This window comes from Microbacterium sp. CBA3102 (genome assembly GCF_007954505.1).
GTDB lineage: Bacteria > Actinomycetota > Actinomycetes > Actinomycetales > Microbacteriaceae > Microbacterium > Microbacterium aurugineum.
In genome coordinates, this window is sequence record NZ_CP042412.1 from 3,234,340 (window position 1) to 3,252,731 (window position 18,392).

Sequence of the window (18,392 nt, forward strand, 5' to 3'; positions counted from 1 at the left end):
CGCAACCTGCTTCAGTGCTTCTTAACGACGGTCAGGAGGATGACTGAGTCCTCGATGGCGTCGAGTGAGTGGAGCCCGTCCGGGATGATGAGGAGGTCACCGGGAGATCCGTTCCACGACAGGTCTCCGAATCTGAGCAGGACGCGGCCCTCGAGGACTTGCAGGGTTGCCTCTCCGGAGCTTTCGTGCTCAGCCAGGCTTTCGCCGGCCTTGAGAGCAATAAGCGTTTGTCGGAGTTGATGCTCGTGTCCTCCGAAGACGGTCTTCGCGCTTCTACCACTGGACGCTTCCTTCGCCTGAGAGAGTTCGTGTCGCGCGAGGGCGATGAGTGAGGTCTTTTGCATAGCATTTCCGATGTTCGAATGTCATCGTGCGTGGGGTTGCTCGGCCTTACGGGAACCAAGCTGGCCGACACAGCTTGGCTCAAGCTCGTACCTATTATCTGTCCCCGTTCGGCTTACTCTCCGAGCCTGCCACTCGTTCAGCACGCTGGTCACCGAGAACGATCGTTTTCGGCGGGCGTCCTCTTAGCTCGGTGAAATTTTTGCCAGCGGCTTCTGGGCACCCGCTTTCTCCGCCGCCAGATGCATCGTTCCCATGCGTGTGGAGTTTGACGCTTTGTGGCGGCGTTCTGTGATCGCACGGTGTCGCAGACAGGGCACAGTGTTGGCCTGCCCGAGGAACCATGCGGCCTTGCCGACACTCTGACACGAGGCCCAGTCGAGGTCCTCGACATCCGTGATCGTCAGACCTACCAGCGTGAGGGGCGGGAGCGTGAAGACATCGGCCGGTCGAGACCGGCCGATGTCTTCACGCGGCGGCGGGGCGCGCTGCCCGGGGTGGACCAAGACGATCCTCGTCCGCAACATCCTTACGGAGCGGTGACACAAGTAGACGTCAGTTGGCGTGCTCGTCCGGCGCGCTGTCCTCGGGCTGGACGGTCCATGCGGGAGGCTCGTCCTTACCGGTCGCTTCGTCTTGTTCTGCCTTGTCGCTGGTTCCCTGGGTGATGCCAGGTGCGTGGTGCACCGGGGCATAAATCGCGTAGAGGCGCAGCGGTTCGTCGCCAGTGTTGATCACGTCATGCCAGGTGCCGGCGGGGACCTGGACAGACCACCCATCCGAGACGTTTTGCTCGAAGTCGAGCCGGTCCTTGGCCGGGCCCATGACGGCCCTGCCCTGTCCGGCATCGAGGCGCAGGAACTGATCGGTGTTCTGGTGGACCTCCAGGCCGATGGACTCCCCGACCGGGATAGACATCAGCGTGACCTGCAAATACTTCCCGGTCCACGCCACGCTGCGGTAGTTCTCGTTCCGCCGGGTGGCCTCTTCGATGTCGAACGCGTTCGGGCGGGGCCCGATGTCGTTGATGGTCATTGTGTTCTCCTTTTGTGCTCGGACTTCGAGTCCAAGTCAGCATCATCTTTCGGGGGGGAGTCAAGGGTGGGTGGGTTTCGGCGAACCTCGTGGGGGGCGAGGAGAGCGAGTACGACGCCGGCCCCAGCGACGACGAGGACGCCGCTTAGTCCGGCTGCAGTGGCGCCCATGGTGGCGACCAGGGCACCGGCGAGCCCGGTGCCGATGGCGATGCCGGCCTGGTTGCCGAGCTCCATCTGCGATGAGGCGCGCCCGACCGTGCCAGCGGCATCATCGCGGACGGCGATGGAGTTGATCGTGAAACCGAGACCGGCGCCGAGCCCGGCGATGATCCAGCCCACGGCGGCGACGGGGACGGGGACGGTGGTGAGGATCACGGCACCGATCACCGTCAAACCCGCGATGACGAGAATCGCTCCGAGGCGCGCGATGCCCCCCTTGGTCATGCCCCACTTCAGGAGCCGGGCGGGGGCATAGGCGCCGGCGGTCCACCCGATGATGCCTGCGGTCAGGACGATCCCGGCGAGTGTAGCGCTGATCCCTCGCACGCTGGTAAGGGCGAGCGGAATGAACAGGTCTGCGGTGAAGAACGCCATGGACAAGGCGGCTGCGAACACCACATTCGCCGGGAGCCCTCGACGCGCGGTGAGCGTCCCGGCAGGCAGAACCCGCCGGACGTGCGTGCGCGCCCTGACCTCGAGCTCGCGGAGGTTGCGGCTGACGCGTTCGATACGTAATTCAGTACAGGCGTATCGAGGTGGCTGCACCACTGGGCGCCGATTTGTGGGCGCGAAAAAGCCCCCCGACGCAGGTCGCGTCGAGGGGCAGGTGAGTACGATCCGGTCGTGACTTCGTCTGATCTTCACGAGGCCTTTCCGACTGCTCGGTCTGCGGGCTGAGCTGCCGATACCGGAGGGCGCCCGGGAGGGTCACACGCCGACGCGCGGCGGGTGGTGAGACGGTCAGTGATGACTCAGTTGTAAAGCATGCCGCCGTCGACGAGAAGCACCTGGCCGGTGACGTAGTCCGAGTCGGGGCCGGCGAAGAACGACACGACCTTCGCGACGTCCTCGGGGGTCTCGATGCGGCCGAGCGCGATGCCCTCCACGTTTTCCTTGAGGTTCTGGCCGAGTGGCTTGCCGTTGATCTTGCTGAGCTCGGCGTCGATGAGTTCCCACATGCCGGTGCCGACGATGCCGGGCGCGTAAGCGTTCACCGTGATGCCCTTCGGAGCGAGCTCCTGCGCGGCCGCCTGGGTGAAGCCGCGAACGGCGAACTTCGAGGCCGAATACGCGCTGAGGATGGGGAACCCCTGGATCGACGCGATGGATGCCGCGGAGATGATCTTTCCACCGTGACCGAGCTGTTCGAACTTCGCTGCGGCCGCCTGGATGCCCCAGACCACGCTGTCGACGTTGATCCGGAAGATCTGATCGAGCTCTTCGGCGGTGATCTCGAGTACGGGCTTGATCTGGGCGATGCCGGCGTTGTTGACGATCACATCGAACCCGCCGAGCTGTTCGGCGGCTGCGTCGACAGCGGCAACGACCTGGTCGCGCTTCGACACGTCCGCAGCGACGAAGACCGCTTTTCGGCCCAGCTGCTCGATCTCGGCGACGACCGAATCACCCTTCTCGCGCTGCGGCTCGATGTCCGCGACGGCGATGTCAAAACCGTCGGCGGCGAGACGAAGCGCGATGCCGCGCCCGATCCCCTGCCCGGCTCCGGTGACCAATGCGACCTTATCCTGAATAGCCATTCTCGTACTCCTTCTCAAACGCGAACGGGCGCCCAGCAGATTCGATGTTCGCGGGCCTGACGCGTCGTACAGTGCAGGGCCAGCAGAAGTGGCTGCCCGTCTCCCACTTCAACATGGCGAATCGATTGTATTCCCTGGCGCTCCTGACGTGCCAGGGTCACGCCATGAACGGCATGAGTTCGGGAGGCATGGTCACAAAGGGCCGCATCATATCGCGATCCTCGTGCTCGAGGATGTGGCAGTGGTACATGTAGCGGCCGCTGTAGGCGTGGAACCGGACGGCGATCTCGACGATTTCGTGGGGGTTGACGCGGACTGTGTCTTTGAGCCCGCGCTCGTTGGCGTCGATGACGTGGTCGAGCTCGTCGTCGGGGTCGCGACCGAGAGTGATCCGCGCGCTGAGGTCGAGATCGCCGATGCCGTTGTCGGGGATCTCCCAGCCGATGGGCCGGCGCGCGAGGACCTGGAAGGGATCGAGGTGGATGTGGATGGGGTGCGTGTCATCGGTGAGGTTGATGAGCTGCCAGATCTCGTACTGGCCGAGCATCGGGAAGAACGTGGCGGTGTCCTCGAAGTGGGCGGCAACCGCGCGGTAGCGCGTCGTGTGGTCGCCGTCGGTGAGGGTGATCAGCGGACCGGTCGTCTCGTCCTCGTCGTCGACAACGGCGAGCTCACGCATGGTCAGCATGTTGGGTACGTCCTCGAACTCGCGCTCGACAAGCGCGATGGCACGCCGCGGCGCCGCGTCCAGCTCCTCGGGTTTTGGCAGGGCGAAGTCGGTCGCCAGTTCGCGGGGCACCGGACGGTGCGCGACCGGGCCCGGGACGACACGGAAACGCATGACCTGGGGGTACGGCAGCAGCGCGTCGAGATCCGCGGCATCGGCGGCATCAGCGGCGGGAAAGGGCGCGCCATCGAACGGAGCGCCGGCGGTGTTGTAGAGCGTGAGCTCGGTGCCCGGTTGAAGGTCCGAGAAGTCGACGAGCAGGTCGGCGCGCTCGGCTGAGGCGAGGACCAGCCCGTCGGGTGGCAGCGCGACGGGCTCGCGGAGTAGGCCCGAGTCGGTGCCGATCTGAGTGATGCGATCGAATTCGGGCACGCCGTCTCGCAGCAGCACGAGCCGGAAGGTGCGGGCGTTGGAGCCGTTGAGCACGCGGAAGCGGTACGTGGCGGGCTGGACGTCGAGGATAGGCCAGACTTTGCCGTTGACGACCGTGAACGGCGCGAAGGCCTCCATCACCCCAGGGTCGGTCTTGTGCACCAGCTGGCCGGTCAGCCGACCGCCCTCGTCGAGTCCGAAGTTACGGTCCTGCAGCAGCAGCGGCACCTCGTACGGTGGTCCCTCGGGCAGCCCGAGGTCACGTTCGCGCTGGTCGCGGATGATCCACAGTCCCGCCAGCCCGGCGTATACGTCGAACCGAGTGACGCCCATCACGTGGTCGTGGTACCAGAGCAGCGTCGCGCGTTGGTCCATCGGGTAGTCAAATACGGCGAGCTGGCCGGGTGCGAAGAGGTTCTCGGTCCAGCCGTCGTACACGGCCGGTGTCAGGCCACCGTGCAGGTGCACGACCGAGTGTCCCGTCAGCGCCGCGGCGTGCGGGTCCGGCGTGCCGCCGCTCAGACCGGGACTGCACTGCACAGGCACACCGTCGGCGTCGACCTCGTCGCCGACCATCGTTACGATGACGGGCAGCCCGCCGTCAAGCTCGTTGCGCCACTCGACGCGGACCGGGTGGCCGCGCTCAGCCTCGATCGTCGGGCCTGGGAGCGTGCCGTCGTAGCCCCACACACGCGACCGGGGCAGATCGCGATGGAAGCTGTGTGAGCCGGTACGGATCCGCACCGTCAGACGGCCGTTGTGATCGCGCGCGAGCAGGCGCTCGGGCAACGGCAGAACGTCGACGAACGGCGTCAGAGGCATGCGCTGCGCGGCGGCCATGCGCTACACGCTACCAGCCCGCCCGACGTGTCGTGGGACTATGCGCACACGGGCATAACGGATGGAGTTCCGCGCGCAGACGCGAGCGTCGAACAGAGGTCTCGCGGATGTCGCGGGCGCGGTCTAGATTCCCGGGTATGAGCGCTGGGGAGCGGATCTACTCGGCGGTGTTGCACCGGGACAAGCGGGCCGAGCAGGAGCTCGATCCTGAGGTGCGACGCAATCTCGCGCCCAATGGACTTCGACTGGTGGCCGCCAACGCGCTCCAGTCCTCGGGCGATCAGATCGTCAACGCCTCGACCGTGCTGCCGTGGCTGTTCAACGCCCTCGGCGTTCCCGTGGCGCTGACGGGCCTACTGGTGCCGATCCGCGAGTCGCTCTCGATGCTCCCGCAGGCGTTCCTCACGCCACTCATCGTCCGTGTGCGGTTCCGCAAGAGGGTGTTCATCTCCGGCGCTCTGGTGCAGGCCGCTTCGGCGGGAGTGATCGCCGGAACCGCCGCGCTCGGGCAGGGCCTGGTCGCCGGGGTCGTGATCCTGGTCGGGCTGGCGGCGTTCGCGCTGGGGCGGTGCCTGTGCTCGATCGCCTCCAAGGACGTCCAAGGGAGGACCATACCCAAGGGCGAACTGCGAACCAGTTCGGCCCGGGGCCAACATCTTTCTCGACGCGGCCGGCGCCGACAGGTTCTTCGGATGGTTCGCGAATGCCGACGTGGCGGCTCATCACACTCCGTGGCGAGGACCGCACCCGACTCGGCGAGGCACTGGACGCCGTCGGCAGCGTCGACCGCGAACCTGGGGAGCGCAACCCCAAGCCCTTCGATGCAGGATTTGGGGCGCTGTCGTGAGAGTCAATTGACACCTACGTGTCAAAGACGGCGCCGCGACCACGCGGGCGCGGGCTGTCTGCGCACCACGCGCGCGGTGAGGTCCTCCGTGGTGGCTCTGGCGGCTACGCGCTCGTACACCGCGTCGAAGGGTGACAGCACTTCAAGCTCGTAAAGATATCGGGGGCGTCGTCGACCGGAGAGCGTCTGCCCTAGCGCTTGCTGGCGCGTCGGGCGCTGCGGGAAGAAGTAGACGAGCCGGGATCGCTTGCCCCAGCGGTTCTCAGCGATGAACTGCTTCTTGCGGCACCGTTGCACTGCGAGCGTGACGGTGGCTCCTTCGTCCCATCGCTCGGGCGAGAGGTGGAAGATGTGTCGGGGTAGTTCCGCGTCGCCGCTGACCCTCCGATATGGGTTTGCTGCGGTCACGAGGACGATGACGGCGAGCAGCACCAGCAGCCCGCTCACGAACAGCGGCCACCCGAGAGCTGACCGGATCGTCACGATGCCGGCGAGGTAGAGCCCGCCGCCGATGATAGTCAGCGTCAGCACTGTGGCGAGAGCGCGGGTGCTGCGGCGTTTCACATCTGCCGGCACCCAGTCGTCGACGGCCCAGACGTCGTTGTCGTCGCTCATGAATCGTCCTCGAGCTTTTCGGTTGGTATGAACCGCACGCGGGCCTTCTGTGCCTCGTGGCGGTCGTGTCGGGCTCTGGCATCCTGTCGCCGCTGCTGCTCGCGTGCGCGGGCTCGTGCAGCTCGGCGGGAGCGCCGGAACAGGCCGATGATCCCCACGCCGGCTACGGCTGTGACGACGCCGGCCAGGTAGCTGAGCAGTTCCGGGGGCATCGTGCTAGCGCGGCAGGGGGGACGCCGACGCCTTCCATGAAGGTCTGCGGGTTCACGTACTCGCCGTCCACCTTCACTTCGTAGTGCAGGTGGCAGCCGTACGAATTGCCCTCGTTGCCGACCTTCCCGATTTGGTCGCCGGCCTGCACGGCCTGCCCCTCGACCACCATGAAGTTGATCGGCTTCATGTGGAAGTATCCGGTCATCACGCCGTCGGCGTGCTTGATCCAGATGTACCCGCCGCCGCCCTTGTTCTCCCCGGTGTTGTCGATGACGCCTGCGGATGCGGCCCAGATCGGGCCGTCGCAGGTGCCGTCCGCGAGGTCGGTTCCCATGTGCGCATGATCGCCTCGACTGTCTCCGAAGACACCGGAGACGGTGCCGCGGGCCGGCACAATCCAGTCGCCCGATCCACACGGGCCGCTGAGAGCCTCCACGATCGCCGTAGCGTCCGTTTCGTACTTCGCGTAGTGGTTCTTGTCGGAGTTGATCTGTACGCGCCAGATCGCGTGTGAGGGCTCCATGTCCTGCCAGCCGTCGACGGCGACGAGGCGGCCGAAGAACAGCGTTGCGGACTTGGTGGGGTCCATGCGGTCTTCAACGCTCCCCCACCAATCCTGCTGCTGGAACAGGCCGATGCTACTGGTCGGGGTTCCGTCAGGGTTCACGACACCGTTGATGTCGTCGCCGTAGGTGATGTTTTTGAGGCTGCTCTCGCCCATCGCCGTCATGACGCCGATGATCTGCGCGTCTTCGCCGAGCGAGAGCTGCTGTGCAGCTCCGATGATCGCGGCCGCGTTGGCGAGCTGGTCACCCTTGTAGCCGTTGATGCCCTCAGCGGGGTAGTTCGACGGGTCCGCGAGGCATGTCGATGCGTCGCTGCGCTGCACCGATGCCAACAGGAAGGTCACGCCGAGAGCGACGGCAAGGATGCCGCCGAGCACCGCCAGGCCGAACGACTTCATTACTGCACCTTGCGGGCGTCGCCGCGCATCCCCTCGTCGGTGTCGGTCAGGGTGACCTCGATGTCGGAACGGACGTGCTGCACGTGCGTCTCGGGCACAGATCCATACTTGAAGACGAAGTGACCGGGCTGGAGCGTCTGTAAGACCTCAGCGGTGCTGGGATCGAAACCGAACGTGCGCACGGCCCAATCGGCGTCGTCTTTCCGGTCCTGCCGGAAAACGTAGATCGACTGCGCTTCACTGATGACGGTCTGTCCGGGTGAGTCCTTCGGGATATCGGTTCCCTTGTGGAACACGAAGACGTTGTTCAGCCCGAGCCCGCGCGAGAGCTTCTGATTCGATTTCAGAAGGTGGGCGGCCGGTCCCTCGACCATGTCCCAGCCTTCCTCGTTGATGCATGTCGTCTGCCAGCCCGGATCGGTGCGCAGTCGGCCTAGCATCCACTGGTTACCGATCGCGCGGATGACGTTCGATGACGGCCCTTCGGCGGGCAGCTGCGAGATATCGAACGATGTGAGCTTGCCTGTCAGGTCGACGCCCTTGCTCGTCTCGCCGTCAAGCAGCCCGCCGTACTCGTCCAACAGTCCTTCGAGAGTGAAGCGGATGCCGAGGCCGGCTTGGTGCAGCCGATCGCGGGAGGCTGGCGACATGTCGTCGTCGCCCGCGTCGACGCGGCCGAGCCACGGGAGGATATCGCCCAGTGTGGCGATGCGGCCGGCGTCAAACGTCGCGAGCGTCTCGGACAGGGCTGCGCGAGCTGCCTTCTCATCCCAGACGTCGAGCTGCGCCCCGTCACGGGCAATACGGATGATCGCGTGCAGCAGACGGTAGGTGCCGGCGTCCCCGATCTGACTCACGATGAGCGGATCGAGCAGATTCAGGCGGGAGCCTGAACCGTCCTGGGTGAACCGGATCGGTTCGCCCTGTCCCCACTCGCGCACCAGCTCGGCGTACTCACCCTCGCCGCCGCGGTTCTTCTTGTCGAAGATGACGGCGCGACGGTAGCGGATCACGAGAGGCCGGATCACGCAGACCGTTTTGACGAAGCTCGACTTACCGCCACCCACTCCCCCAACCACAACCGTGTTGGGGGAGGAAATCAGCCTCGGCACTGAGTTGTAGGCAGTCACCGGGTCGTGTGTGACCAGGTTGTGCGACAGGACGTCGCGACCGTTCGCAACGCCCTGCGTGCCCGTGGAGGGGCCGATGAGAGCGGTGTTCAGAACGGTGGCCTGTCGTGTCGTCGACGGCGCTCCGGGCAGTTTCGGGGCGTAGTAGCCGCGCCGTGCTTTTCGTACGTTCGTGCGCCGTGCTGGCCCTGGCAGTTCGTACGGCGAGATTTCGCCGGCTACATTCTCGACGGGCTGCGTTTCCTCGACGTCGACGGCCTGTGCCTGTCGACGTGAGCGCCGCCCGGATGCTGTGGTGTCGCTCACGAGATCGCCTCCTTCTCTCCCTTGCCTGCGAGCATGCGCATGGTGCGCGCAGCCCATGTGGGCTCGTCGGGCTTGATTCCGCGACCGATCGGCCAGGTGAGCCCGCTCGCTGCGGACTGGTAGCTGTCGAGCCATTCGAGCCGGTGAATGCCGGCGTCGGTGTCGCACAGCTCTTCCAGCTCGCGGCTGTCCAAGGCCAGCTGCTCTTTGCTGTCCGACGTGATCGTGACGTACCCGATCCAGTTGGTGCCGTGGTGGCCGCCGCCTTCTGCGAGGTCGTTACGGCGACGCTGCGCCGCGAGAACGCGCACGCTGCCCTCGTCGAGCGGAATGCGACCGCCTGCGGTCTGCGCATGCTCAGTAGCCATGTCGGCCACCAGGTCTTTGCGAGCTGCGCGCCGAGCCTCGGATGCCGGGATCAGCTCGATGTGGAAGCTCACGGTGCGGATCACATCGAGCTTGCTTCCGGTGAGCAGCGGCAGCAGCCACAGCGGGGTGCGCTGCGCCACGGAAAGGTGATCGGCGCGGATCGCCGCGGTGCGGTGCCACCACTCGACCGGTGCGCCCGTCTCAGGGTCGATGCCCTCGACGACATGTGCGGAGAACTCGCCCCCGCGGGCGCGCTCTCCGAGGTCGGTCGGTGCGAGATCGCGCACCAGGTCGAGCGGTCGGCTGGGGTTCTGCATGTGCCGGATCACCGCCGTGGTGCCACGTGCCGTAAGTGCCACGGCTTCACCGAAGTAGGCGTCGTGCAGACCACGCTGCGCGGACTCAATCTCGGCGGCCATGAGCCGCCGCCAGCCGTCGCGGCCCTCTCCGAACTTGCGTGCCTTCTCGGCAAAGCGGGCATTGAGGGGCCAGCTCGCGACCACGTAGTGGCGCTGCACCATCGCCCCGGTGCCCGACAGCATCAGCACTTCCTCGTATGACTTCTTGGCCCACTCGGGCGCTTCATCGTCGATGTTGGTCATGACCCACCATTCCTGCAGCGCCGTGTCGGCGGGCAGAATCCGGGTCACCGGCTGGACGAAGCGCAGCAGCGAACCCGGCGCCGCACGGCCGGCGAGCAGTGCGCCGAATCCCTCCGCTTTGCGGAGGGTGGAGTCTGGCGATTCCATCCCGCGCAGCTGACCGCTGACCGCGAATGCGACCGAGAGGTACGGGTCTTCGCCTACGGGGCCGTGCCAGGCGATACCCGGGATTCCCCGAGCTGATTGCAGCCAGCCCATGCCGTCTGCACCGTCCGGGGTTGCCCGCATAGCGGCCAGTTCGCGAGCCCACTCGACCCGCGCCGCACGCTCGGCTTTGTCCTTGGTCTTCGCCGTCTGTTCCAGTGCGGCCGTGAGCATCGTGACGCGCTGCTGGTCGTACGGGTGGTAGTCGCCGCTGCGGGTCTTCACAGACTCGCGGTGACGCTTCCGCCGCACCCGTCGCTCGAGAATCGATCCGTTGTGCGTGGCGCTGGTGATCAGCACGAGCACGCCTGCGGCGAGGACGCCTAGGACGATCGGCGGCCAGCCGAAGGACGGCACGAAGATGAAAGCAATGACGAGGATGATGACGACGCCCCATCCGCGGCCCTTCGCCTTCTCTCCCCAGAATCCGCGGTGGCTGCCCTCTCCCCCGAGGATAAAGACGCCGCGCTGCTGCTCAGCCTGTTCCTGCTCATTCATTCGGGGCGATCCTTTCCAAGCGTCGGCGGGGCTCCCACCGGAGTGTGCGCAGTTTCGTTGACCTTGCGGCCCACGGTGTTCGCGCCCTGGAGGGCGACCGCGCCTGCGGCGACGGCTGGCCCAGCTGCCTTACTGGCGGTTGCAGCTGCACCGCGGCCTGCGGTTGCTGTACCTGCTTGGGCTGCACCGCGGCCGGCAGCTGCGCCGCCGCCCGATACTCCCTTTGCCCCGATACTCGCCGTCGCCCCTTGGGCGTTGGCCGGGGTGGCGTTCGCACGAACGGCTTGGGCCGAGCGCGGGGCGGCGGTCGAGCCGCCGCTGTTGCGTGCCGACGCAAGGGATTGCGCCCCGATCGGCGTTGAGGGGGATGCGCTGCCGGATGACGATTGGCCGGCTAGATGTTTGGTGGCCCACGAGACGAGAACGAAGGGAGCGATTTCGGCCAGGAAGATAGCGATCATCGCCACGAGCAGCATGACCAGGTTCTTGAAGCCGTCGTCGCCCCATTGCCCGATCGAGTCGATGGTGAGCCGGAAAGCGAACCCGAGCATGAAAAACAGCGTCGGGTGGATGAGCAGTAGCCCTATCCAGATCTTCACCGCGGCCATGCCGCCGGGCGAGGCCTCGCAGTACGAGCCGAACCTCGTCCGCAACACCACGACCGTGCTGCCGCCCAAGACAGCGGAGGAGGGCTACCACCTCAGCGAGGACATCGCCGAGGACGCCATCACCTGGCTGGAAACCCACCGGTCCCTCGCACCCGATCAGCCATTCCTCATGTACTGGGCGAGTGGTGCAATCCACGGACCGCACCATGTCCCGAAGGAGTGGGCCGACCGCTACGCCGGTACGTTCGACGATGGGTGGGACGCATACCGCGAGCGCGTCCACGCCCGGGCGATCGAAGCGGGATGGATACCCGCCGACGCGGAACTGACAGAACGGCACCCGGACATGCCTGCCTGGGACGACATCCCCGAGGACGAGCGACCGTTCCAGCGTCGCCTGATGGAGGTAGCGGCCGGATACGCCGAGCACGTCGACTTCCAGGTCGGCCGCCTGCTCGACGAGATCGAACGACTCGGATACGACGACAACACCATCGTGATGTACATGTGGGGAGACAACGGATCATCCGGCGAAGGCCAGAACGGCACCATCAGCGAACTGCTCGCGCAAAACGGGATTCCGAGCACCATCCCGCAGCACATCGCAGCTCTCGACGATCTCGGCGGCCTCGACGTGCTCGGGTCATCGCTGACCGACAACCAGTACCACGCCGGATGGGCATGGGCCGGCTCAACCCCCTACAAGGGCATGAAGCTGCTTGCGTCCCATCTCGGCGGCACCCGCAACCCGTTGGTCGTACGCTGGCCCGCTCGGCTTTCACCCGACCAGGAACCTCGTACGCAGTTCCACCACGTGATCGATGTCGTTCCGACCATCTACGAGATCCTTGGCATCTCCCTACCCGAAACTGTGAACGGTTTCCATCAGGACTCCATCGACGGCGTGAGCTTCGCATACTCACTGGCCGACCCCTCAGCGCCTGGGCAGCGCCGAACCCAGTACTTCGAGGTGATGGGAAGCAGATCCATCTACTCGGACGGCTGGATGGCATCCGCAGAAGGACCACGACTGCCTTGGGTCCCCGGCCTCCCACCTGGAATCAAGACGTGGACCCCGGACCAGGATCGATGGGAGCTCTACAACCTCGACGAGGATTGGAGTCAAGCACGAGACCTCGCCGTCGAGCACCCTGAGAAGCTTGAGCAGATGAAAGAGCTCTTCACGATCGAAGCCGCGCGGAACGACGTGATGCCGGTGGGCGGCGGGCTCTGGGTCGCCGCTCTGCATCCCGAATATCGGCTGAGCACGCCCTACTCCAAATGGGAGTTCTCGGGAACCACGACACGCATCCCGGAATTCTGCGCACCCGCCCTCGGCAACAAGCCGAACGTGGTCAGCATGGACCTGACGCTGCCGGAGCGTGCCAACGGCGTGCTCTACAAACTCGGCGGCGCCGGCGGCGGATTGACGTGCTACCTCGACGACGGATACCTCACCTATGAGTACAACCTGTTCCTCATCCATCGGACGCTCATCCGCTCTGCGGAGGCGCTGCCTGCGGGTGACACCACGCTCGAGGTGCGCACGACCTACGTCGAACCCCGCCCAGCCGGCCCGCTGAACATCACGATCTCCGGCAACGGGACATTGCTGGCAGAGGGCATTGTGCCGGTGAGCGCACCACTGCTCTTCACGGCGAACGACTGCCTCGATATCGGTCGCGCCCTCGGCGGAGCCGTCTCTCTTCAATACCGCGACAAGATGCCAAACGCGTTCGACGGGACCATTCACGGCGTGCGAATCGCCTACCTCCAGTCACCCTGAGCAACTTCTCAGAGCATGAAGCCAGCACAACGCCGGCCGCTCTCCCGCGCGCCCCTGCCGTTGCGGTCGAGGACCTGGACACCGCCGACGTCTTGGTGCTCATGAAACCGGGCCTCACACTGCCTTCCACCTCTCGCCGAGAGGTTCTGGAGTGGTCGTTCCCGAACCCAGAGTCCTAGGACGGCGACGCAGTGCGCCCGCTTCGCCAGGCCGTATCCGAGAAGATCCAGACCACGCTTCTCAACCGTTGAGCTGACTGGAGCGGAGCGCCAAGGCTCGACACTTCTCCACCGAACACGTGCGCCGAAACCCTCTTTCGGCGCACGTTTCTGGTCCCCTATTCTGTGACTTGCGCCAGAAAATGTCGTGTTTACCGCGTCGCTTATCGTCCGATGAGGAGCGCTTCTTGGGCAGCGTCGACGGCCTCAGGGATGAGGTGCGTCTGCCTATTGATGTCGAGTATGCGGTTGATCTGGGTGACGAGCCTGTCGGCGAGGCGGAAGTTTCCGTTGGTGGCCCGGACTATTGCGGCGAGAGCTGCGGTGTGTGCGAGACCGGAGTCGTCTGGGTCGGGGTCCGGGAGGCGCTGCGCGACGACGGCCGTGAGCTCGTCACTGCGTAGCGCCCGGTACTCGTGAGCGAACCCGATGCGGCTGTATAGCTGGGGGTAGCGGGCGAGCCGTTTTTCGATGCCGGGCATGCCGATGAGGATGACGCCCATCCGGTGGCGGTCGTAGAAGTCGCGGACTTGTTCGAGGCCGGCGGTTTTGAGTCGGTCGGCTTCGTCGATGATGAGCAGTTCGGTGTTCCCGCTGTGTTGGGACTCGGCGTGCACGAAAGGATCAACGTGCCCGTGCTGGGCGTAGTCGATGGCCCAGGAGATGTGCTGGCATGCCCGGGGCAGGCCTTGATCAATCTGTTTGATGGACGCGGCGACGGTGGGTGTGAAGAACGCCGTGCGGCTTCGTTGTACCGCTTCGGGCACGGGTGGCAGTGCGCCTTTGCTGCGGGAGAGCGGGTACCACTGCTCCCATTCGTCGGTGCCGGCGTAGTTGCGTGCGGAGCGTGTCTTGCCGACGCCGGGTGGTCCGTAGCAGAGTCCGATGTAGCGGTGGGATCGGACGGTGTCTGCGAACTCGGCGAAGCGTCGGTGCTCACGTGTGGTCACGAATGTGGGCAAGGTATCTGCGCGGGGCGGGGGTGCATCGGTGAACTCGTCGAAATGACCGTTGAGGAATCGGCGTCCGTCATCGTCAGGCGTGAAGAGAAGAGACTGGGGCTTAGCGTCTGGATCAGTCACTGGCGTAGGTCCTTAATCCGTGTCGCGTGGGAGGTGTCGCGAGATGGTCAGGTGTGCTGTCGAGCATCGTTGCGATCAAGGGTTGGTGGCGCGTGTCTTCGGGAAGGGAACCCGCATGAGCGGTGAGCTCGCGGAGTTGCTGCTTCAGGGCGCGACGCCGCGCGTTCCTCGCGGTTTGCAGATCAGCAAAAGAGACGGTTTCCGAGGAGCGTTCGGGGGCAATTGCGCGGCAGAGGAATGCGTTGTCGTGGAAGATTCGTATCTCTCCGAGGTCGCGGGGGTCGTATCGCACCGTGACGTCTTCGCCGACGTATGCGGCGAGGACTGGTGAGATGTATCGGGTGGATGCGAAACGGATCCCGTCGCGTTGCACACGGCGGGTTGTCGCTGCGGTGAGTAGAAGCAGATTGATGTCTTCCGGGCGGGCGGGTGTTCGAGGGATGAAACTGTCGCTGCGCCATCGCTCGTGCGGGGCAGCGCCCGTCGATGAGTGGATGCGTTCGTTGTATTCGTCGACGATGAATCGCTCGAGAACGTCGTCGAGCTGGTGCAAGGTCAACCTGGGTTCGGTGATGGGCGATCCACCGGTGCCGTGCGGGATGAAGCCGGGTAGGTGCGGCAGCAGCTCGGTCGTGATCGTTCGGTAGAACCGTTCGATCTTGCCGCGTCCCTGCGGGACGCCGATCCGTGAATGAATCAAGCGCACGTGCACGTCGAGGCACACGTGTTCGATCCTGGTCGAGGTGAAGTCGGACCCGTGATCGCTGTAGAGGATGTCCGGGAGGCCCGACACCACCCACTTCGGGTTTCGTTTCCGAGTAATGGCCTGGTGGAACGCCAATGCGGAATGCTCGGCCGTGGGTGCTGAGACGCTGACCGCGTAGCCCGCGATCGCTCGTGAGTAGTCGTCGAGCACGATCGTGAGCCAGGGGCGGACGGCCTGCTGCCGGTCATCGAGAATCATCACATCGAGCAGAGTGTGGTCCATCTGCCACTGTTCATTCGGCGCAGAGGTTGTGCGGCGGTAGACCAGCTCGAACTTGTCTCGATAGGCCGCGTCCCCGCCGTCCGCGAGAGCAGTCAGGCCCGGGTCGAGCGCGTGCACGATTTCGCGGACCGTGGTGTACCCCGGGACGGATAGTCCTCGGCCCCTGGTGATATCACCGATGCGGCGGTGGATATACGCGATCGTCGGCGCGGGTCGCCGCACAGCAAGCGCCTCAATCGCCTTCACCAGCTCGGCGTCGATGCGCCTCGAACCCTTATCGCTGCGAGGTGCCCGTGAGAGCTGTCCCGTTTCCATCCGAGCGGCCCATCGTTGCAAGGTCCGCACCGCGACACCGGAGTGCGCCGCGAGCAGCGTCCAGGGCACCCCGTCCTGGTGTTGGCGCACAAGCTCGGCTTTCTGCCGGTCGCTGAGGTGCGCCATGATTCCTCGTTAGGCCCGCTCGACGTGCTCGGCCAGGTGCCGGTAGATCGTGGGCCGGGACACTCCGAACGTGTCGGCAATCTCTTGGACGGTGTGGCCGCCCTCGTCGTACATCGCCCGGGCCTGCCGGATCTTCGTTGGCGTCATCTTGAACTTCGGGCCGCCCTTTCGGCCCCGGGCGCGGGCGGCCGCGAGGCCGTCGTGGGTGCGTTCGACGATGAGGTCGTGTTCGAACTCCGCGATCGCAGCGAGCATGTGGAAGAACAGGCGACCTCCCGGCGTCGTCGTGTCGATGCCCTGCGAGAGTGCCTTCAAACCGACCCCGCGCTGTTGCAATTCGTCCGCGACCTGTTTGAGGTTTCTCACCGACCGGCCGAGCCGGTCAAGTTTCGTCACGACGAGCGAGTCTCCCTCGCGCAGATATCCGAGGGCTTCCGTCAGTGCCGGCCGTTTCGCCAGGGTGCCGGATGCGTGCTCGACGAAAATCTTGTCGCAGCCCGCCGCATTGAGCGCATCCGTTTGGCCGTCGGGATTCTGGTCTCGGGTTGAGACTCGGGCGTAACCGATCGTGGCCATGCCTCAGTGTAACGTGAACGCCGCTTGTTTTACATAGATTGCTGACACGGGTCGTGAGACACGACTCGCCGAACTGGCCGACCAAAATTCCGGATGACTCATGAACGGTCGTTTGAGAGTCACCGCAGCGGCAGACGGGATTCAGCTTCGCCCCTGTTGACGATCCCGGCGGTTGGGTCGGGACTTATCTGCTGAGGGGTGTGTCGGGTGGGTGAGCCTCGCGGCGTCGACGGACCGTGAGGTACAGCTGGTGCGCGGTGATGACCAAAGCGAGCCAGGCAGCACCGAGCGCCCATGCTCCGAGGACGTCGGTTGCCCAGTGGTGCCCGAGGTAGATCCGATCGAGGCCTGTGGTGAGGGCGAACAGCGCGGCAGCGCCGATGATTACGGCTTGGTGTTTCGTTTGCCGCAGGATGATCAGATAAGCGATCACCCCCACGACAGCGACTGCGTTCAGAGTGTGACCACTCGGGAAGGATGCGGAATATTCATAGGGTGGAACAGCATCCGAGAGCGGTGGTCGATCCCGCCCGAACAAGTTCTTCCCGACAACCGTCATCAGAAGTGACCCGCTACCGGCAGCGACGATCAGAATGACCGGGGTCCAGGATCGGCGACGAAGACCAAGGACTAGGGCTGCAGCGATGGCAATGATGGGCATGCCAAGCGGGCCGGCGATCTCGGTGTAGCCGGTGAGGATGATGTCGAGCCAGGGTGATCGGAGTGTCATCGCGAAATCGAGCAGGGGCCGGTCGATCCCCGCGACTCCATCGGCGTCGACGATGTTGTCGTACACCTGCGCGGCGGCGAAGCTTAGAGCGACAACGAGAACCAGCCCGAACGCCAGGATCAGGATCAGCGCCCCGTTGGGGCCGAGCCGTTCGCTAAGCGCATGCGCACCCTGCGTGAGGCGACTCCACAGCGGCGTACTACGCCGGGGAAGGCTCTGACTATCTTGCGTCAGCTCCCCGGGGACCCCCTCATCAGGTTCATTTGTGTGAGGCATGTATGGATCCAATCGTGGTGTTCGTATTCACCGTATAGCGCCGACTCGGCGTCTCTTCCGTTCGCAGCGAGGAGCGGTCGATGTCAGCCGCGAATGGACGGGAGTTGGGTGGGCGCACCAAAGAATGCTGTGACTAGAGTGGCGGCGATCGCGGCTGCGGTGAGGATGGCGGCGAGTACGAGAAGTTGAAACTGTGCAGCGTCCAGTGGGGAGGCGCCAGCAAAAACGGCTCCGACGAATGCGCCGGGAAGAGTGACTATCCCAGTGGTTCGAGCCTGATCGGTCGAGGGGATGAGCGCCGTTGCTGCTGCGGTTCTGATGGAGTGGTGCGTGGCCCGGCGGGGTGTCGCGCCCAATGCGAGCCATCCCTCGATTTCGTCGTGATCCGTGACCAGCGCATGCTGCACGTTCCGCCCCATCAAAGTCGTGACTGTCATCGTGTTTCCGATCACGATGCCAGTAAGGGCCAGGGCGTACCGGGTCGTGAAATCGACGGCAGTGGTAGAGAAAATGATCGCGATTGGGACCAAGGCGGCGACGGTGATCGTCAAGGCGATGGCGGGGATGCGCCGCCATCCGACGCGGAGCCGACCCGCTACCACACCGGTAGCGGCACCGGCCATGACAACAAGGAACACCCCCACCCACAATGGCTCGGTGATGATGACGTTGAGCAGAAGGCTGAGGATGCCGAGCTGCACGCAGGCGCGGACGATCGCCCACGGCTGCAACCAGGGTTGCGGGATATTCAACCGTCCGACGATCACGAATGTCACGGCGGTGAGCAGCAGCACGGTGAGCCCGGTTGTAAGGAGCGACATGGGTCACGTTAGAGAGAGAACGCCGGTTGCCGGAGGTGCGGCG

At 65.1% G+C, this 18,392-nt stretch carries 18 protein-coding genes; 2 read left to right on the forward strand and 16 right to left on the reverse strand.

Features of this window, described 5'->3' with window-relative positions:
* Positions 1-11: 11 nt before the first annotated feature.
* The 6 genes from FGL91_RS15550 to FGL91_RS19285 all read right to left on the reverse strand — a co-directional run bounded on the left by FGL91_RS15550 (position 12) and on the right by FGL91_RS19285 (position 5,481).
* Positions 12-344 (reverse strand): cupin domain-containing protein, encoded by a 333-nt coding sequence (locus FGL91_RS15550; RefSeq protein ID WP_058631432.1) that lies wholly within the window; start codon positions 342-344, stop codon positions 12-14.
* A gap of 553 nt (positions 345-897) precedes the next feature.
* The gene (locus FGL91_RS15555; protein WP_079113303.1) at positions 898-1,377 is read right to left on the reverse strand and encodes a cupin domain-containing protein; all 480 of its coding nucleotides are present in this window, start codon (positions 1,375-1,377) and stop codon (positions 898-900) included.
* On the reverse strand, positions 1,374-1,973 hold the full coding sequence (locus tag FGL91_RS15560; RefSeq protein ID WP_153244268.1) for a hypothetical protein: 600 nt from the start codon (positions 1,971-1,973) through the stop codon (positions 1,374-1,376). The genes FGL91_RS15555 and FGL91_RS15560 overlap by 4 nt, the downstream gene beginning before the upstream one ends.
* Before the next feature lie 377 nt (positions 1,974-2,350).
* Complete coding sequence (locus FGL91_RS15565; protein ID WP_025104939.1) at positions 2,351-3,136, reverse strand: acetoin reductase; 786 nt, start codon at positions 3,134-3,136, stop codon at positions 2,351-2,353.
* A 157-nt stretch (positions 3,137-3,293) separates the two neighbouring features.
* The gene (locus FGL91_RS15570) at positions 3,294-5,075 is read right to left on the reverse strand and encodes a multicopper oxidase family protein (protein WP_153244269.1); all 1,782 of its coding nucleotides are present in this window, start codon (positions 5,073-5,075) and stop codon (positions 3,294-3,296) included.
* Between the two features lie 280 nt (positions 5,076-5,355).
* A complete protein-coding gene (locus FGL91_RS19285; protein WP_265491355.1) occupies positions 5,356-5,481 on the reverse strand; it encodes a hypothetical protein in 126 nt (41 codons plus the stop codon).
* A gap of 297 nt (positions 5,482-5,778) precedes the next feature.
* Between FGL91_RS19285 and FGL91_RS15575 the strand changes: the two genes are divergently transcribed.
* Positions 5,779-5,922: a hypothetical protein gene (locus FGL91_RS15575; RefSeq protein WP_227991652.1), complete on the forward strand. Its 144-nt coding sequence runs from the start codon at positions 5,779-5,781 to the stop codon at positions 5,920-5,922.
* Positions 5,923-5,943: 21 nt separating this feature from the next.
* Here the strand turns inward: FGL91_RS15575 and FGL91_RS15580 are convergent, their stop codons facing one another.
* The 5 genes from FGL91_RS15580 to FGL91_RS19155 all read right to left on the reverse strand — a co-directional run bounded on the left by FGL91_RS15580 (position 5,944) and on the right by FGL91_RS19155 (position 11,431).
* Positions 5,944-6,537, reverse strand: a complete 594-nt coding sequence (locus FGL91_RS15580; RefSeq protein WP_153244270.1) for a hypothetical protein — start codon at positions 6,535-6,537, stop codon at positions 5,944-5,946.
* 163 nt (positions 6,538-6,700) lie between these two features.
* Positions 6,701-7,714: a M23 family metallopeptidase gene (locus tag FGL91_RS15585; RefSeq protein ID WP_153244271.1), complete on the reverse strand. Its 1,014-nt coding sequence runs from the start codon at positions 7,712-7,714 to the stop codon at positions 6,701-6,703.
* Positions 7,714-9,150, reverse strand: coding sequence for an ATP/GTP-binding protein (locus FGL91_RS15590; protein ID WP_153244272.1), 1,437 nt, complete (start codon positions 9,148-9,150; stop codon positions 7,714-7,716). The genes FGL91_RS15585 and FGL91_RS15590 overlap by 1 nt, the downstream gene beginning before the upstream one ends.
* Positions 9,147-10,823, reverse strand: a complete 1,677-nt coding sequence (locus tag FGL91_RS15595; protein WP_042540889.1) for an SCO6880 family protein — start codon at positions 10,821-10,823, stop codon at positions 9,147-9,149. The genes FGL91_RS15590 and FGL91_RS15595 overlap by 4 nt, the downstream gene beginning before the upstream one ends.
* Positions 10,820-11,431, reverse strand: a complete 612-nt coding sequence (locus FGL91_RS19155; protein WP_227991653.1) for a hypothetical protein — start codon at positions 11,429-11,431, stop codon at positions 10,820-10,822. The genes FGL91_RS15595 and FGL91_RS19155 overlap by 4 nt, the downstream gene beginning before the upstream one ends.
* Here FGL91_RS19155 and FGL91_RS15600 point away from each other — a divergent pair.
* A complete protein-coding gene (locus FGL91_RS15600; RefSeq protein ID WP_227991654.1) occupies positions 11,394-13,217 on the forward strand; it encodes a sulfatase-like hydrolase/transferase in 1,824 nt (607 codons plus the stop codon). The two genes, FGL91_RS19155 and FGL91_RS15600, sit on opposite strands and share 38 nt — an antisense overlap.
* Positions 13,218-13,599: 382 nt before the next feature.
* Here the strand turns inward: FGL91_RS15600 and FGL91_RS15605 are convergent, their stop codons facing one another.
* The 5 genes from FGL91_RS15605 to FGL91_RS15625 all read right to left on the reverse strand — a co-directional run bounded on the left by FGL91_RS15605 (position 13,600) and on the right by FGL91_RS15625 (position 18,322).
* Positions 13,600-14,385, reverse strand: a complete 786-nt coding sequence (locus FGL91_RS15605) for an AAA family ATPase (RefSeq protein WP_227991656.1) — start codon at positions 14,383-14,385, stop codon at positions 13,600-13,602.
* A 124-nt stretch (positions 14,386-14,509) separates the two neighbouring features.
* Positions 14,510-15,946 carry a Mu transposase C-terminal domain-containing protein gene (locus FGL91_RS15610; RefSeq protein ID WP_153244274.1) on the reverse strand — a complete coding sequence of 479 codons (1,437 nt, stop codon included), beginning with the start codon at positions 15,944-15,946 and terminating at the stop codon, positions 14,510-14,512.
* A gap of 9 nt (positions 15,947-15,955) precedes the next feature.
* Positions 15,956-16,522, reverse strand: coding sequence for a recombinase family protein (locus tag FGL91_RS15615; RefSeq protein ID WP_047253623.1), 567 nt, complete (start codon positions 16,520-16,522; stop codon positions 15,956-15,958).
* Positions 16,523-16,706: 184 nt separating this feature from the next.
* On the reverse strand, positions 16,707-17,540 hold the full coding sequence (locus FGL91_RS15620) for a phosphatase PAP2 family protein (protein WP_227991657.1): 834 nt from the start codon (positions 17,538-17,540) through the stop codon (positions 16,707-16,709).
* A gap of 71 nt (positions 17,541-17,611) precedes the next feature.
* Positions 17,612-18,322, reverse strand: a complete 711-nt coding sequence (locus FGL91_RS15625; RefSeq protein WP_194239249.1) for an ABC transporter permease — start codon at positions 18,320-18,322, stop codon at positions 17,612-17,614.
* Between the last annotated feature and the right edge of the window lie 70 nt (positions 18,323-18,392).

Coding starts and splice junctions, on each gene's coding strand:
- FGL91_RS15575 (WP_227991652.1), top strand. CDS start 5,779: ATGCCGACGTGGCGGCTCATCACACTCCGTGGCGAGGACCGCACCCGA.
- FGL91_RS15580 (WP_153244270.1), bottom strand. CDS start 6,537: ATGAGCGACGACAACGACGTCTGGGCCGTCGACGACTGGGTGCCGGCA.
- FGL91_RS15615 (WP_047253623.1), bottom strand. CDS start 16,522: ATGGCCACGATCGGTTACGCCCGAGTCTCAACCCGAGACCAGAATCCC.
- FGL91_RS15565 (WP_025104939.1), bottom strand. CDS start 3,136: ATGGCTATTCAGGATAAGGTCGCATTGGTCACCGGAGCCGGGCAGGGG.
- FGL91_RS15550 (WP_058631432.1), bottom strand. CDS start 344: ATGCAAAAGACCTCACTCATCGCCCTCGCGCGACACGAACTCTCTCAG.
- FGL91_RS15570 (WP_153244269.1), bottom strand. CDS start 5,075: ATGGCCGCCGCGCAGCGCATGCCTCTGACGCCGTTCGTCGACGTTCTG.
- FGL91_RS15555 (WP_079113303.1), bottom strand. CDS start 1,377: ATGACCATCAACGACATCGGGCCCCGCCCGAACGCGTTCGACATCGAA.
- FGL91_RS15600 (WP_227991654.1), top strand. CDS start 11,394: ATGAGCAGTAGCCCTATCCAGATCTTCACCGCGGCCATGCCGCCGGGC.
- FGL91_RS19155 (WP_227991653.1), bottom strand. CDS start 11,431: ATGGCCGCGGTGAAGATCTGGATAGGGCTACTGCTCATCCACCCGACG.
- FGL91_RS15585 (WP_153244271.1), bottom strand. CDS start 7,714: ATGAAGTCGTTCGGCCTGGCGGTGCTCGGCGGCATCCTTGCCGTCGCT.
- FGL91_RS15610 (WP_153244274.1), bottom strand. CDS start 15,946: ATGGCGCACCTCAGCGACCGGCAGAAAGCCGAGCTTGTGCGCCAACAC.
- FGL91_RS15595 (WP_042540889.1), bottom strand. CDS start 10,823: ATGAATGAGCAGGAACAGGCTGAGCAGCAGCGCGGCGTCTTTATCCTC.
- FGL91_RS15560 (WP_153244268.1), bottom strand. CDS start 1,973: ATGGCGTTCTTCACCGCAGACCTGTTCATTCCGCTCGCCCTTACCAGC.